This window comes from Sphingomonas sinipercae, from assembly GCF_011302055.1.
Taxonomy (GTDB): Bacteria; Pseudomonadota; Alphaproteobacteria; order Sphingomonadales; family Sphingomonadaceae; genus Sphingomicrobium; species Sphingomicrobium sinipercae.
In genome coordinates, this window is record NZ_CP049871.1 from 1,893,484 (window position 1) to 1,907,945 (window position 14,462).

Annotated in this window: 12 protein-coding genes; 4 read left to right on the forward strand and 8 right to left on the reverse strand. The window is 66.1% G+C overall.

What is annotated here, in order from left to right; genetic code table 11:
• Positions 1–7: 7 nt before the first annotated feature.
• Positions 8–319 (reverse strand): DUF6481 family protein, encoded by a 312-nt coding sequence (locus tag G7078_RS09815; RefSeq protein WP_166095544.1) that lies wholly within the window; start codon positions 317–319, stop codon positions 8–10.
• Positions 320–453: 134 nt separating this feature from the next.
• Between G7078_RS09815 and lpdA the strand changes: the two genes are divergently transcribed.
• Positions 454–1,848 (forward strand): dihydrolipoyl dehydrogenase, encoded by a 1,395-nt coding sequence (gene lpdA / locus G7078_RS09820; protein WP_166095547.1) that lies wholly within the window; start codon positions 454–456, stop codon positions 1,846–1,848.
• Positions 1,849–1,851: 3 nt separating this feature from the next.
• Here the strand turns inward: lpdA and sppA are convergent, their stop codons facing one another.
• Positions 1,852–3,711, reverse strand: a complete 1,860-nt coding sequence (gene sppA, locus G7078_RS09825) for a signal peptide peptidase SppA (RefSeq protein WP_166095549.1) — start codon at positions 3,709–3,711, stop codon at positions 1,852–1,854.
• A gap of 96 nt (positions 3,712–3,807) precedes the next feature.
• Here sppA and G7078_RS09830 point away from each other — a divergent pair, with 96 nt between their 5' ends.
• The 3 genes from G7078_RS09830 (at position 3,808) to groL (ending at position 7,337) form a co-directional block, all read left to right on the forward strand.
• A complete protein-coding gene (locus tag G7078_RS09830; protein ID WP_166095552.1) occupies positions 3,808–5,202 on the forward strand; it encodes an MATE family efflux transporter in 1,395 nt (464 codons plus the stop codon).
• Positions 5,203–5,334: 132 nt separating this feature from the next.
• On the forward strand, positions 5,335–5,622 hold the full coding sequence (gene groES, locus G7078_RS09835; RefSeq protein ID WP_166095553.1) for a co-chaperone GroES: 288 nt from the start codon (positions 5,335–5,337) through the stop codon (positions 5,620–5,622).
• A 71-nt stretch (positions 5,623–5,693) separates the two neighbouring features.
• Positions 5,694–7,337 carry a chaperonin GroEL gene (gene groL / locus G7078_RS09840; protein ID WP_166095555.1) on the forward strand — a complete coding sequence of 548 codons (1,644 nt, stop codon included), beginning with the start codon at positions 5,694–5,696 and terminating at the stop codon, positions 7,335–7,337.
• Between the two features lie 68 nt (positions 7,338–7,405).
• Here groL and G7078_RS09845 read toward each other — a convergent pair whose 3' ends face one another.
• From G7078_RS09845 to glnE, 6 genes are all read right to left on the reverse strand, one after another.
• The gene (locus tag G7078_RS09845) at positions 7,406–8,860 is read right to left on the reverse strand and encodes a M20/M25/M40 family metallo-hydrolase (RefSeq protein ID WP_166095557.1); all 1,455 of its coding nucleotides are present in this window, start codon (positions 8,858–8,860) and stop codon (positions 7,406–7,408) included.
• Positions 8,861–8,909: 49 nt separating this feature from the next.
• On the reverse strand, positions 8,910–10,013 hold the full coding sequence (gene zapE / locus G7078_RS09850) for a cell division protein ZapE (protein ID WP_166095560.1): 1,104 nt from the start codon (positions 10,011–10,013) through the stop codon (positions 8,910–8,912).
• Entirely contained in the window at positions 10,010–10,480 is a 471-nt protein-coding gene (locus tag G7078_RS09855; RefSeq protein WP_166095563.1) for a PaaI family thioesterase, read from the reverse strand. The genes zapE and G7078_RS09855 overlap by 4 nt, the downstream gene beginning before the upstream one ends.
• Positions 10,477–11,256, reverse strand: a complete 780-nt coding sequence (locus tag G7078_RS09860; protein ID WP_166095565.1) for a succinate dehydrogenase iron-sulfur subunit — start codon at positions 11,254–11,256, stop codon at positions 10,477–10,479. The genes G7078_RS09855 and G7078_RS09860 overlap by 4 nt, the downstream gene beginning before the upstream one ends.
• Positions 11,257–11,324: 68 nt before the next feature.
• Positions 11,325–11,783: a peroxiredoxin gene (locus G7078_RS09865; RefSeq protein ID WP_166095568.1), complete on the reverse strand. Its 459-nt coding sequence runs from the start codon at positions 11,781–11,783 to the stop codon at positions 11,325–11,327.
• Complete coding sequence (gene glnE / locus G7078_RS09870) at positions 11,780–14,428, reverse strand: bifunctional [glutamate--ammonia ligase]-adenylyl-L-tyrosine phosphorylase/[glutamate--ammonia-ligase] adenylyltransferase (protein ID WP_166095570.1); 2,649 nt, start codon at positions 14,426–14,428, stop codon at positions 11,780–11,782. Before glnE ends, G7078_RS09865 begins: the two co-directional genes overlap by 4 nt.
• Between the last annotated feature and the right edge of the window lie 34 nt (positions 14,429–14,462).

The window sequence follows — 14,462 nt, forward strand, 5'->3', positions numbered from 1 at the left end:
CTGGAGGCTATTTGCGGGCCTTCCGCGCGGCGTAGCGGGCATCGCGCGCCGCCTTGCGTTCGGCCTCGGTCTCCAGTTTGGGCATGACCGGCTTCGCCGCCTCGGCCGCTGCTTCGCGCGCGGCAGCTTCCGCTTCCTGTGCGGCGCGCTTCGCCTCCCGCTTTTCCGCTTCCTTGGCTTCGCGCCGCTGTTGCCGTTCCAGGCGCTCGGCGACGACCTTTTCGTCGAGCGGCGGCTTGGCCTTCAACTTGGCCAGCGCCTTTTCGCGCGCTGCCGCGGCATTGCCGATACGGTCCTGGAAACTGTCCTTATACGTCACGCTATAGCTCTCCGATTTCCTGGCGCCCCTCGCAGACCCAGGCCTCGGACGCAACCGCGCGAGGGTAGATTCCGGCGCTTCGGCCCCTTATGTCGCACCCGCACTCGCATCCGCGGCACTGACGAAAGACAATCATGGCTGAATACGATTTCGACGTCCTGGTAATCGGCGCCGGCCCCGGCGGCTACGTTGCCGCGATCCGCGCCGCGCAGCTCGGGCTGAAGACCGCCTGCGCCGAAAGCCGCGAGACGCTTGGCGGCACTTGCCTCAACGTCGGCTGCATCCCGTCGAAGGCGCTGCTGCACGCGTCCGAGCTGTTTGAGGAAGCTGCCCACGGCACGCTCGCCAAGTGGGGCGTGAAGACGGGCAACGTCGAACTCGACCTCGGCACGATGCACGCCAGCCGGCTCGAATCGATCAAGGGCCTGACCGGCGGCATCGAATTCCTGTTCAAGAAGAACAAGGTGGAGTGGCTCAAGGGCCGCGCCGCGTTCGAGAGCGCCGACACGGTCAAGGTCGGCGACCGCACGGTGCGCGCCAAGAACATCGTCATCGCCACCGGTTCATCGGTTACCCCCCTGCCCGGCGTCGAAGTCGACCAGCAGCGGATCGTCGATTCGACCGGCGCGCTGGAGTTTGCCGAGGTGCCCCAGCATTTGGTCGTCATCGGCGGCGGGGTCATCGGCCTGGAACTGGGTTCCGTTTGGCGGCGGCTTGGCGCGAAGGTCACGGTCGTCGAGTTCCTCGACCAGATCCTGCCAGGCATGGACGCCGAAGTGCGCAAGGAATCCAACAAGATCTTCAAGAAGCAGGGCTTCGAGCTGAAGCTTGGCACCAAGGTCACCGGGGCGAAGGCCGGCGGCGACGGTGTCATGCTGACCGTCGAGCCAGCCGCGGGCGGCGCTGCCGAGACCATCGAGGCGAGCCATGTCCTCGTCTCCATCGGCCGCCGTCCGAACACCGACGGCCTCGGCCTCGACAAGATCGGGCTGGAGCTCAACAAGCGCGGCCAGATCGATGTCGATCACAGCTTCAAGACCAAGGTTGCCGGCGTCTGGGCGATCGGCGACGTCACGCCCGGCCCGATGCTCGCCCACAAGGCGGAGGACGAAGGTTTGGCGGTTGCCGACAACATCGCCGGCCACACCGGCATCGTGAACGAGGATGTGATCCCCAGCGTCGTCTACACGATGCCCGAAATCGCCGGCGTCGGCCTGACCGAGGAGCAGGCGCGCGAACATGGCGAAGTGAAGGTCGGCAAGTTCCCGATGCTCGCCAACAGCCGCGCCAAGACGAACAAGGAGCCGGATGGCTTCGTCAAGATCATCGCCGACGCCAAGACCGACCGGGTGCTTGGCGTCTGGATCATCTCCACGCTTGCAGGGACGATGATCGCGCAGGCCGCGCAGGCGATGGAGTTCGGCGCGACGTCGGAAGACATCGCCCTGACCTGCCACGCGCACCCGACCCATTCGGAAGCGCTGAAGGAAGCGGCGATGGCCGTGACCGGCAAGCCGATTCACATCTAGGCGTCAGCCCAGCAGCAACGCCTTCAGGGTCGCGAGGAAACCAAGGTTCTCGCGCGTCGCCTTGGCCGGTGCGAGCGGCCCGCATTCAAGGCACCGCACCTGGATCCGTGGGCCGCTGAGCACCGAGCGCAGTTCCGAGGCGGCATCCAGCAGCGCGGTCTCCGGCGCAAGCGCCGCGAACCCGTCCTGGGTCGGGGCGCTTTCGGCGTCCCGCTCGTCGGCGATCATCTCCGCGAGCCGCTCTTCGAACGACGTCGGCCGCTCGAGATAGCGGACCTGGTCGAGGGCATTGTCGACCTTCGCCAATTGCCCCGCCTTCACGATCGCGTCCTTCAATCCGCCGAACCCGTCGACCAGGCCGAGCTGGCGCGCGGTGCCGCCGTCCCAGACCCGGCCCTGTGCGATCCGGTCGATCTCCGTCGGCGATTTCTTGCGGGACTGGGCGACGATCTGAAGGAATTGCTGGTAGGTCGAATTGACCCCCGCCTGGAGGAGTTGGCTGACCTCCGGGGACGGGCCTCGCAACAGGTCCGGCTCGCCGGACAGCGGCGTCGTCTTGATGCCGTCCGCGCCGATGCCGAGCTTTTCCAGCGAACCCTGGAAACTGGGCAAGATGCCGAAGACGCCGATCGACCCGGTGATGGTCGACGGCTCGGCGAAGATGAAGTCGGCCGGGGTCGACACCCAATAGCCGCCCGACGCCGCGACATTGCCCATCGACACGACGACCGGCATCCCCGCGCGCTTGGCGTTGAGGATCGCCTGCCGGATCCGCTCCGAAGCGAGGACCGACCCGCCGGGGCTGTCGACCCGCACGACCAGGGCTTTCAGCACGTCCTTGTCGACGGCATCGTTGATCAGCTTGGCGATGGTGTCGCCGCCGGCGGTTCCCGACGATGCCTTGCCGTCGACGATCATGCCGGCGACGGTGACGACGCCGATGCTCCCGTGACCGTCGCGGTCGACGCGGTCCTTCACATAAGCTTCCAGCTTGATCGGCTTGTAATCGGTCGGGTCCTCGCCCAGCCCGCCAAGCTTTGCCAGCCGCTGCTCGAACTGCTCGCGGTCGCCGATCTTGTCGACCAGGCCGAAGCCGATCGCGGCCTTGCCGAAATCGCCGCCGGCGGCCTGCAGGGCACCGACCGGGTTCATCATGAAATCGTTGACCCGCGCCTTCGGACGATTGGCCGCAACGCCCTGCTTCCAGGTTTCAAGCAGCGCATCGCCAAGCGCCTGCGCATTTTCCTTCGCTTCGGGCGAGGCGTCGCTGCGAATGTAAGGCTCGACCGCGGCCTTGTAGGTGCCGACCTTGTAGACGTTGGCGGTGACGCCAAGCTTGTCGAGCAGGCCCTTAAAATACAGGTTGGCGCCGCCCGGCCCCGCAAGCGCGACCGCGCCGAGCGGGTTCAGCCAGACTTCGGAGGCCGCCGACGCGACGAGATAGCTGTCGTCGCTATAGCCGACCGCATAGGCCAGCACCGGCTTGCCCGACGCGCGGACGCCGCGGATTGCTTCGGCCAGGTCCTGCATTGCGCTCTGGCCGCCGCCGGTGAAGCGTTCGAGGTCGAGTGCCACGGCCTTGACCCGGTCATCGCCCTTCGCCTCGTTCAGCGCCGCGACCACGTCGCGAAGCCGATATTCCTTCATCCCGCTGCCGCCGGTCGCAACGTCGCCGAAGCTCGCCCGCGAAGGCTGCTCAACCACCGAACCGTCCAGCGCGAGGGCGAGCACGCCGTCGCCAAGGGGGGCCGGCCGCGACGACAGGCCGGCGTAAAGCAGGCCGAAGAACAGCAGCATGAAGATGAGGACGAGCGCGTCCTTGATCCCGACCAGCAGTTTCCAGACAGCGCGTGCGAACTTCATTGAAAACATCCCGCAAGAGTATGGGCCTTCGCTAGCCCAGCCCGAACCGGTCCACCACGGCTTTTCGACAGGGGGGTGGGCAGCTAGGCGGTCAATATGGATGCGACACGCAGAATTGCGACACCGGCGGGCGGCTGGCGGGAGGAAGCGGTTGCGACCGCCAGCCTCGCCGCGCCGCTGGTCTTGGCGCAGCTGACGCAGATCGCCATCTATTCGACCGACGTCGTGATGCTCGGCTGGCTTGGGCCCGAGGCGCTCGCCGCCTCGGCCCTGGGCGTGAACCTGTTTTTCATGTTCAACTTCACCGCTTTGGGTCTCGTCACTGCCGCCGCCCCGCTGATTGCCGCGGCGCTGGGCGCGAAAAAGCACGCGGTCCGCGATGTCCGGCGAAGCGTCCGCTCTGCGATCCACGCAGCGCTCCTGTTCTGCGCCTTTGCCTGGCTGGTCATGTGGAATGCGCACGCGATCCTGCTCGCCCTGGGACAAGACCCAACGCTTTCGGCGGAGGCCGCGAAGTTCCTCCGGATCCTGCAGTGGACGCTTCTGCCCAACCTGCTGATCATCGTCCTGCGCACGTTCCTGACGGCCATCGGCCGGCCGGCACCGACGCTGGTCGTCACTATCCTCGGGCTATTCGTCAACGCCGCGCTCAACTGGATGCTGGTATTCGGCCATTGGGGCGCCCCCGCGCTGGGCCTGGTCGGATCGGCTTGCGCCAGCTTGATCAGCACGTCGCTGATGGCACTGGTCCTTGCCCTCTACGTGGCGCTCCACCGTCGCAGCCGCCGCTACTACCTCTTTGGCCGGTTGCACCGGTTCGATTCCGCCCGGCTCCGCGCGATTTTCCGCATCGGCACGCCGATCGCGCTCACTTTAGCGTTCGAAGTGTCGGTGTTTGGTTTTGCCGTCTATCTGATGGGGTGGATCGACACGTCCAGCGTCGCCGCCCACGCGATCGCGCTGCAAATTGCATCCATCACCTTCATGGTCCCGCTTGGCCTCAGCCAGGCGACGGTGATCCGCGTCGGATTGGCCTATGGCGCCCGCGACCGTCAGTGGGTCGCGCGCGCCGGCTGGACATCGCTGGCGATGGCGATGCTGTTCATGGGCGCCGCGGCGCTGGTCATCTGGACCTTCCCGGCGGAGCTTGCCGGGCTGTTCCTCGATGAAAGCGATCCGGGCAGCGCCGAGGTGCTTCGCCTGTGCGTCTCCTTCCTTGGCATCGCGGCACTGTTCCAGCTGTTCGACGGCGCGCAGGTGATCGGCGCATCGATGCTCCGCGGCCTTCAGGACACGCGGGTGCCGATGCTCTACGCCGCCTTCGGCTATTGGGTCGCCGGGCTTGGCAGCGGTTATTTGCTCGCCTTCCACGCGGGCTGGCGCGGCATCGGCATCTGGACCGGGCTTGCGCTCGGCCTGGCGGTGGTCTCGGTGTTGATGGTCTGGCGCTGGTCGCGGCGGGAGCGGCTGGGGCTCGTCCGCCTGGCCTGAACCGCCGAAAAAGCCGATCGCGCACCCGTTGACGGATCGACGGGGCGCAACCATATGCCCCTCATCGCTGGCACTCCCTGTGGGAGAGTGCCAACGGCTATGTTTCAACAGAGCAACTTAAGAGGGGCTATTATGGCTTTCAGGCCGCTTCATGACCGTGTCCTCGTCCGCCGCGTCGAGGCCGATGAGAAGACTGCGGGCGGGATCATCATCCCCGACTCCGCCAAGGAAAAGCCGCAGGAAGGCGAAGTCGTGTCGGTCGGCACCGGCGCCCGCGCGGAAGACGGTTCCATCACGCCGATGGACGTCAAGGCCGGCGACAAGATCCTGTTCGGCAAGTGGTCGGGCACCGAAGTGAAAATCGACGGTGAAGACCTGATCATCATGAAGGAAAGCGACATCCTCGGGATCGTCGGCTGACCTCTTAAGGTCACGAAAGTGGCCTACGACCGCGTGACTTTAATGACTTTAATCAACGAAAGGGTAGCCAGATGGCAGCCAAAGACGTGAAATTCAGCCGCGACGCGCGTGAGCGCATTCTGCGCGGCGTCGACATCCTCGCCGATGCGGTCAAGGTGACGCTTGGGCCCAAGGGCCGCAACGTCGTCATCGACAAGAGCTTCGGCGCACCGCGCATCACCAAGGACGGCGTCACCGTCGCCAAGGAAATCGAACTTAAGGACAAGTTCGAAAACATGGGCGCGCAGATGCTTCGCGAAGTCGCATCGAAGACGAACGACAACGCCGGCGACGGCACCACCACCGCCACCGTGCTTGCCCAGGCGATCGTTCGCGAAGGCATGAAGTCGGTTGCCGCCGGCATGAACCCGATGGATCTCAAGCGCGGCATCGACCTGGCCGTGACCAAGGTCGTCGACGACCTCAAGTCGCGCTCGAAGCCGGTGTCCGGCTCGAACGAAATCGCCCAAGTCGGGATCATTTCGGCCAACGGCGACACCGTGGTCGGCGAAAAGATCGCCGAAGCGATGGAAAAGGTCGGCAAGGAAGGCGTCATCACCGTTGAGGAAGCCAAGGGCCTCGAGTTCGAACTCGATGTCGTAGAAGGCATGCAGTTCGACCGCGGTTACCTGTCGCCTTACTTCATCACCAACCCGGAAAAGATGTCGGTCGAACTCACCGATCCGTACATCCTGATCCACGAGAAGAAGCTGTCGAACCTGCAGGCGATGCTCCCGATCCTGGAAGCCGTCGTCCAGTCGGGCCGTCCGCTCCTGATCATCGCCGAGGACATCGAGGGCGAGGCCCTGGCCACGCTCGTCGTCAACAAGCTTCGCGGCGGGCTCAAGGTCGCCGCGGTCAAGGCTCCGGGCTTTGGCGATCGCCGCAAGGCGATGCTCGAAGATATCGCCATCCTGACGGGCGGCGAGATGATCTCCGAGGATCTCGGCATCAAGCTTGAAAACGTGACCACCGATATGCTCGGCACCTGCAAGCGCGTGACCATCGACAAGGACAATACGACCCTGGTCGACGGCGCTGGCGCCGCTGAGCAGATCAAGGCCCGCACCGAGGCGATCCGTCAGCAGATCGAGAACACTACCAGCGACTATGACAAGGAGAAGCTCCAGGAGCGTCTTGCCAAGCTCGCCGGCGGCGTTGCCGTGATCAAGGTCGGCGGCGCTTCGGAGGTTGAGGTCAAGGAGCGCAAGGATCGCGTCGACGACGCGCTTCACGCCACCCGCGCCGCGGTTGAAGAAGGCATCGTCCCCGGCGGCGGTACTGCCCTCCTCTATGCGACGAAGGCGCTCGATGGCCTCAGTGGGGTCAACGACGACCAGACGCGCGGCATCGACATCGTCCGCAAGTCGCTGACGACGCTGGTGCGCCAGATCGCCACCAACGCCGGCCATGACGGCGCGGTTGTTTCGGGCAAGCTGCTCGAAGGCAACGACCCGACGCAGGGCTTCAACGCCCAGACCGAGAAGTATGAGAACCTCGTCGAAGCCGGCGTGATCGACCCGACCAAGGTCGTTCGTACCGCGCTGCAGAACGCGGCCTCGGTCGCCGGCCTGCTGATCACCACCGAAGCGGCGGTCAGCGAGCTTCCGGAAGACAAGCCGGCAATGCCGATGGGCGGCGGCGGCATGGGCGGCATGGGCGGCATGGACTTCTAAGGTCCGACGCTCACCGTTTCAGCCAAATCGAAGGGCCGGGGGAGCAATCCTCCGGCCCTTTCTTGTTGTTAGCCGGCAAGGTCCCGGATCATCGATTCCCAGTGCATGACGTTGTCCCACAGCGACTGCACCGGGATTCGCTCGTCCTTGCCGTGCGCGCGCTCATCGTCGGGCGACACGCCCCACTGGCCATCGACCCCGTAGACCGGGATCCCGCGCGCCCGGAACTCCAGGCCGTCGGTGGCGCCCGTGCTCATCTGCGGAATGATCGGCTGGTTGGGAAAGCGGGCGTGAACCGCTTTGGTGTAGGCGCCCACGACGTCATCGCGCAGCGGCGATACCGGGGTCGGCCGGCCGGCGTCTTCGAACGGCACGACCTCCACCCCGGGGCCAACCATCTGCCGAAGTTCGGCCTCGACCGTCTTGGGCTCGAGGCCCGGCATGATCCGACAATTGACCGTCGCCTCGGCGAGTTGCGGAAGCGCGTTTTCGGCATGACCGCCCTTGAGCATCGTCGCCACGCAGCGCGTGCGGGTCAGTCCAACCTCCAGCGGGTCCGCTTCGATCGCGTCGGCGGCGGCCCCGTCCTTGGGGTTGGCGACCCAGGCGCGCATCGCCCGGCCGAGCGCGTTGTCGCCTTCCTGCTTGGCCCGCGCCGTGAAGTAGGCCCGAGTCGTCTCATTGAGCATCGGCGTGAAGCGGTGCGCCTGAAGTTTCTTCAACGCATCGGCGAGATCGTAAATCGCATTGTCGGGACGCGGACGTGAGCTGTGCCCGCCCGGGTTGCGCGTGCGGAAGATGTAGGTCTGGAAGATTTTCTCCGACGTTTGCATGCCAAAACCGAGCGGCTTGCCATCGCGCGTAAACGCGCCGCCGCCGGCATCGGCGTTGAGCGCGAATTCGGCGTCGGTCCACCTGCGCCAGTCGGTCGCGCCCAGCGTCGCGCCCTCGCCGCCGGTTTCCTCGTCGCCGGTGTACAGGATGACGATGTCGCGATTGGGCTTCAACCCGCTGGCGCGCAATTTCATCAGCGCGATCATCGACGGCACCGCGCCGCCTTTGTCGTCGCCCGTCCCGCGGCCGTAGAAATAGCCGTCCTTTTCGACCAGCTTGAACGGGTCGGTGGTCCAATCGCCGGGAAGCGCTTCCACCACGTCGAGGTGCGCGAGGATGAGCAGCGGCTTGGCCCGCGCTGCGCCGCTGGCCGGCCAGCGCGCGATCAATGCCGCCGTCTTGTTGCCGGCGGTGGTCGTGTACGGCGCGACATGGATGTCTTCGGGCGCCCAGCCCCCGGCCTTCAGCTGCGCGGCGAGATAGTCGACCAAGCCCGGCACCTGTCCCCGCTCGGCTACGGTCGGAGTTTCGATCGCGGTCTTGTAGACGGCGCGGGCCTTTGCTTCCCACTCCGGCGGCAGCTTGGGCGCATTCGCCAGGGTTTGCGGCGGCGGCGCATTAAGCGCGCCTTGCGGCTGCGCCAGGGCGCTGGTGCTTGCAAAGGCCAATAGGATCGCGAGTCGGCGCATGATCTGTCCCCCGTTCAAGAAGAGGAGGCTAGGCGCATCGCCCTCCCGGTCAAGCGGTCAGTCCGTGTCCTTCGGCGAGGTAGTTGGCGCTGCGCATTTCCTCGATCCGGCTCGCCGTGCGCTGAAATTCGAAACTGCCGTCGCCCGCGCGGTAAAGCGCTTCGGGTTCGGCATCGGCGGCGGCGAGCAGCTTGACCCGGTGGTCGTAAAGCACGTCGATTAGCGCGGTGAAGCGCGCCGCCTCGTTGCGCATCTCGCGGCTCATCACCGGGATACCGACCACGATCACGGTGTGGAAACGCTGGGCGATCGCGAGATAATCCGCGGCGCTTCGCGGCTCGACGCACAGCCGCTTGAACGAGAAGACGGCGACGCCCTTCAGGCTCTTAGGCACGTGCAGGACGCGGTTGCCGCCGAGTTGCAGGTCCTCGCTGGGCACATGGGCGCGATCCTCAACCGGATAATCGGTCAGCTTGAAAAACGCCTCGCTCAGCGCCGCGGTCGCCGCCGGGCCGTTGGGGACATGCCACACCTTCACCCCGGACAGCCGTTGCAGCCGGTAATCCGTTTCCCCGTTGACCTCGACAACGTCGAACCGGCTTTGCAGCAGGTCGATGAACGGCACGAACAGCTCCCGGTTAAGGCCGTCCTTGTACAGGTCGACCGGGGGCCGGTTGGACGTGGCGATGATCCGGACATCGCGCTCCACCAGCGCCGCGAACAGGCGTGACAGGATCATCGCATCGGCCGGATTGGTGACCATCATCTCGTCGAAAGCGAGCAGCTTCGCCGCGTCGGCAATCTGCCCGGCGACGGTTTCGATGGGGTCGCCGTCCTCGCTCTTGCGGGCGACCTTGAGGCGTTGGTGAGTCTCCAGCATGAACGCGTGAAAGTGTACGCGCCGCTTGGGGGCGATTGCGACATGCTCGAAGGCGAGGTCCATCAGCATGGACTTGCCGCGGCCAACCCCGCCCCACAGGTACACGCCGCTTTGCTCCGGGCCGGCCTTGCGAAACATGCCGAGGATCCCGCGCGAGGGCGAAGCGGCATTCAACCGATCGAGCGCTGCGACGGCGCGCTGCTGCGCGGGATCGGGCCGCAATTCGCCGGTGCTGACGAGCCGCGCATAGGCGCGCTCGACCGGACCGGTCATGCCGGCCGGGTGGGCGTCTTCACCCGCTTGAGCGTGCCCGTGAACGTATGCGTCGGCTCGCCGTCCTGTTCGCAGGTGCCGATGAAGAAGACGTGCCCGCCGCGCGTCTGCCGGACCAGCCGAACCTCGGCATCGAGCGGAATGCCCGCCCGCCCGCGACCGACGAAATGGACCGAGCAGTCGAGCGTGACGTAATGCCCAGCCTCCATGCCGGCGCAGCGGCCGCCGGAAAAAAGGCTCATATCGATAAAGCTCATCACCGCGCCGCCGTGAATCGACCCGCCCAGGTTGAGCATGGTTTCGTCCGGGAAGATGCGGGTGCGCGCTCGGCCAGGGCCTTCCGGGCGGAACAGCATCCGGCCCGTTGCAGCCGCGAAGCTTCCGCGCGGGAAGTCGCCCCACGTGTACCAGCCGGGGTTGTCGGTATCTTCAACCGCCCCGCTGGGGAGGCGGGCTTCGTCCGTCAAGCGGCCCGCTCCGCGATCAGCTTCTTGGTTTCGGCGATCGCCTTGGCCGGGTTCAGTCCCTTCGGGCAGACGTTGGCGCAGTTCATGATCGTGTGGCAGCGATAAAGGCGGAACGGATCCTCAAGCTCGTCCAGCCGCTCGCCGGTCGCTTCGTCGCGGCTGTCGGCAAGCCAGCGATAGGCCTGCAGCAGCACGGCCGGGCCGAGGAACTTGTCGGAGTTCCACCAATAGCTCGGGCAGCCGGTCGAGCAGCAGAAGCACAGTATGCACTCGTAAAGTCCGTCCAGCTTCGCCCGGTCCTCGGGCGACTGCAGCCGCTCCTTGCCCGACGGCGCGGTCGTCGCGCTCTTCAGCCAGGGCTGGATCGACGCATATTGCGCATACATATGGGTAAGGTCCGGGACGAGGTCCTTGACCACCTCCATGTGCGGCAGCGGGGTGATTTGGACATCCCCTTTCGCCTCGGCGATCGGCGTCGTGCAGGCCAGCCCGTTGCGGCCGTTCATATTCATCGAGCACGACCCGCAAATGCCTTCGCGGCAGGAACGGCGGAAGGTCAGCGTCGGGTCGACTTCATTCTTGATCTTGATCAGCGCGTCGAGGACCATCGGCCCGGTCTTGTCGAGGTCGACCGTGTAGGTGTCGAACCGCGGATTGGCACTGGTTTCCGGGTCGTAGCGGTAGATCTTGAACGTCTTCAGACGCTTGCCGACCTGTGCCTCATAACGGCGGCCCTTGTTGATCTTGCTGTTCCTGGGAAGCGTGAACTCGGCCAAGGCCCTATGCTCCTATCTCGACTTGCGGGCGCGCTAACACGCCGCCCGCCCGCTTTCAAACGCTGCGACTAGGCGGAACGCACCGCCTCCAGCACTTCCTTCGCGTGGCCGGGCACCTTCACCTTGCGCCAGGCGCGAAGGACCTTGCCGTCGCTTCCGATCAGGAAGGTGGCACGCTCCATGCCCATATATTTGCGGCCGTACATGGATTTTTGAACCCAGGTCCCGAACGCGTTCGAAATCGCCCCGTCTTCGTCGGACGCCAGCGGCACGGCGAGTTCATATTTGGCGATGAACTTTTCATGCTTCTTCATTGGGTCGCGCGAGACGCCCACGACCTTGGCGCCGGCCTTTTCGAACTCGCCCGCAAGCTCGGTGAAATCCTGCGCTTCGCGCGTGCAACCGGACGTGTCGTCCTTGGGATAGAAATAGAGCACCAGAGGCTGGCCCGGCCGATCCAGCGACAGCGTTTCCCCGCTGCTGGTCTGCACTGCAAGCTTTGGCGCCTTGTCGCCTTGATCGATCATTGGCTGTTCCTCACGTTCGCCCAAACCTGCGCGACGCATTGCCGCGCCGCTTCGTGACGGCCAAGCAGTTCGTCCCAGCTCTCGCAACCGCAAAGCTCGGCCATCAGCGCCCGGCTCTCCGGAAACGGGTTGGCGGTCTGCGGCGCGAGCAACCGACTAACCACCAGCATTTTGGTCAGCAAGCTTTGTGCTTCGACAATATTTGCATCGATGATCTGGAGCTGCGCCAGCTCGGCGACCGCACCTTCGAGGCCCGGCTGTAGCCCGACATGGCGAGTCAGCTGCAGGACGTGCACCGCAAATTCCAGGTCGATGAGGCCGCCGGGTCCGAGCTTCACGTCCAGCGGCCCGGCCGGGGCCTTATGGACCGCCATCTCGTCCCGCATCTTGGCCGCTTCCGCGGCGACTCGCGACGCAGCGCGGGGAAGCTGGAGGATGGCGCGGATCGACTGGGCGACGCTGGCCCGGGCCGACGGCGAACCCACCACCGGCCGGGCACGGCAGAGGGCCATATGCTCCCACGTCCACGCCTCGCTGCGCTGATAGTCGGCAAACGCGGACGCCGGCACCGCGAGCATCCCTTGCGTGCCCTGTGGGCGAAGCCGGGTGTCGACGTCGTAGAGCGGCCCGGCGGCGGTCGCCACGCTTAGCGCTGCGGTGACGCGATTGGCGAGCCGGTTGAAATAGTCGGCCGGCCCAAGCGGCTTGGCGCCGTCGGAAGCGTCGCCGGCGGGGTCGGTGTAGATGTAGATGAGGTCGAGGTCGGATGCGTGGGTGAGCAGCCCGCCGCCGAGCCGGCCGAGGCCGAGGATGACAAGCTCCGCCCCTGGAAACTTGCCGTGCGCCTTCTCGAACTCGCCGATCGCGGCTTCGGCCAAGGCCGCCACCGCGCCTTCTGCAACCCGAGCATAGCCGCGGCCGACCTCCAGCGGGTCGGAGCGGCGGTCGATCAGCTGAACGCCCAAAGCGAACCGGCGCTCGTTGACCAGTCGGCGAACGCGGTCGATCGCAAGGTCGTACGGTTTCCCCCCCATTTCGCTGGCCAGGAACAAGGCGAAGTCGGCGGCTTGCGGAAGCGGATCGAAACAGGACGCGTCGAGCAGGCTGTCGATCAGCGTCGGCCGCCGCGCCAATTGCGTTGCAAGCGTTGGTGCGTGAGCGAGGATCCGCGCCAGTAGCTCGGAAAGTGCGGGACGGGCCTGCAGCAGCCGGTAAAGATTGACGCCGCTTGGCACCCCCTCGACGATGTCGGCGAGCCGGTTCAGCGCCTCCGCCGGATCCGGGCTCTGCGCGATCGCTGCAAGCAGCGCCGGAAGCATCGCTTCGAAGGCTGTGAGCGCAGCGGACGAACGCAGCGAACGCGGCCGTCCGGACCGCCACTCGGCAATCCTGCGGAGCGCCGTCTCGGGTTCAGCGAAGCCCATCGCTCGAAGCTGGCTTTCAAGCTCGCCGGGATCGCGCGGCAGCTCCTGCGCATCGCGTCCGCCGAGCGCGTCGAAGGCCGAGCCGACCAGCTCTACCGACGGGCGTAGCCATTCCAGGAAATCCTCCGCGCCCGGCAGTCCGTGAAGCCGCGCCACGCCCTCAAGCGCAGCGGCCTGCGCGGGCAACAGGTGGGTTTGCTGGTCGTCGACCATCTGCACCCGATGCTCGGCCGTTCGCAGCTTCCGATATGCCTCCGCCATCGCGGCCGCCAGGTCGGCATTGAGATGGTCCGCTTGCCGGAGCGCGGCCAGCGCCGGCAGGGTTGCCGCCGCGCGGAGGTCGGGATTGCGCCCGCCGTGCACCAATTGCCGCGCCTGGGCGAAGAATTCGACCTCGCGGATGCCTCCGCGGCCCCGCTTGACGTCGTAGCCGGGCCCGAACCGCTGCCTGCTCGCATAATGGTCGCGGATCGCCTGGCCCATCTGCTGGGTTTCCTCGATCGCGCCGAAATCGAGCGCCCGCCGCCAGACGAACGGGTCGATCGCAGCGAGAAAGTCGCGGCCAAGGGCGCGATCTCCGGCGCACGCCCGGGCGCGGATGAATGCTGCCCGTTCCCAACCCAGAGCCGACGATTCATAATAGGAAATTGCGGCGTTGACCGGCAGGACGATCGGCGTCGCTTCCGGCGATGGACGAAGCCGAAGATCGACCCGTGCGACATAGCCCTCGGGCGTCCGGGTCTGCAGCAGGTCGACGATGCGCCTGCCGATGCGGACCGCCGCCTCGCCGGGGTCGTGGCGCTGCCGCCGGGGCATCGTTTGAGGGTCGAACAGCAGCAGCAGGTCGACGTCCGACGAAAAGTTGAGCTCGCGGCTGCCGAGTTTGCCGAGCGCGATGACGGCGAAGCCGCGCGGCGCCTCTCCCGGGACCAGCTCGTCAAAGGCGACTTCGATCGCCCGGTCGATCGCGCCGTCGGCGAAATCCGACAAATAAGCGGTAACCTGTTCAAGGCTGAGCTCTCCGGCCAGGTCGCCGAGGCTGACGGCAAGGGCAAGGCCAAGCCGCCGCCGCCGCAGCTCGGCATCGGCCGTCTCCGCCCCCGCTTCAAGCGCGACCGCGACGGCGGCGCCCGGCCCGGACTTGGCGAATGCGTCGGCAATCTCCGGCCGCACGGAAATGGCCTCGCGCAGGAACGGCGCATAGGCCTGCGCGCGCTCCAATGCGCCTTCCCTCGCTGCCTTTGAACCTGGAGAA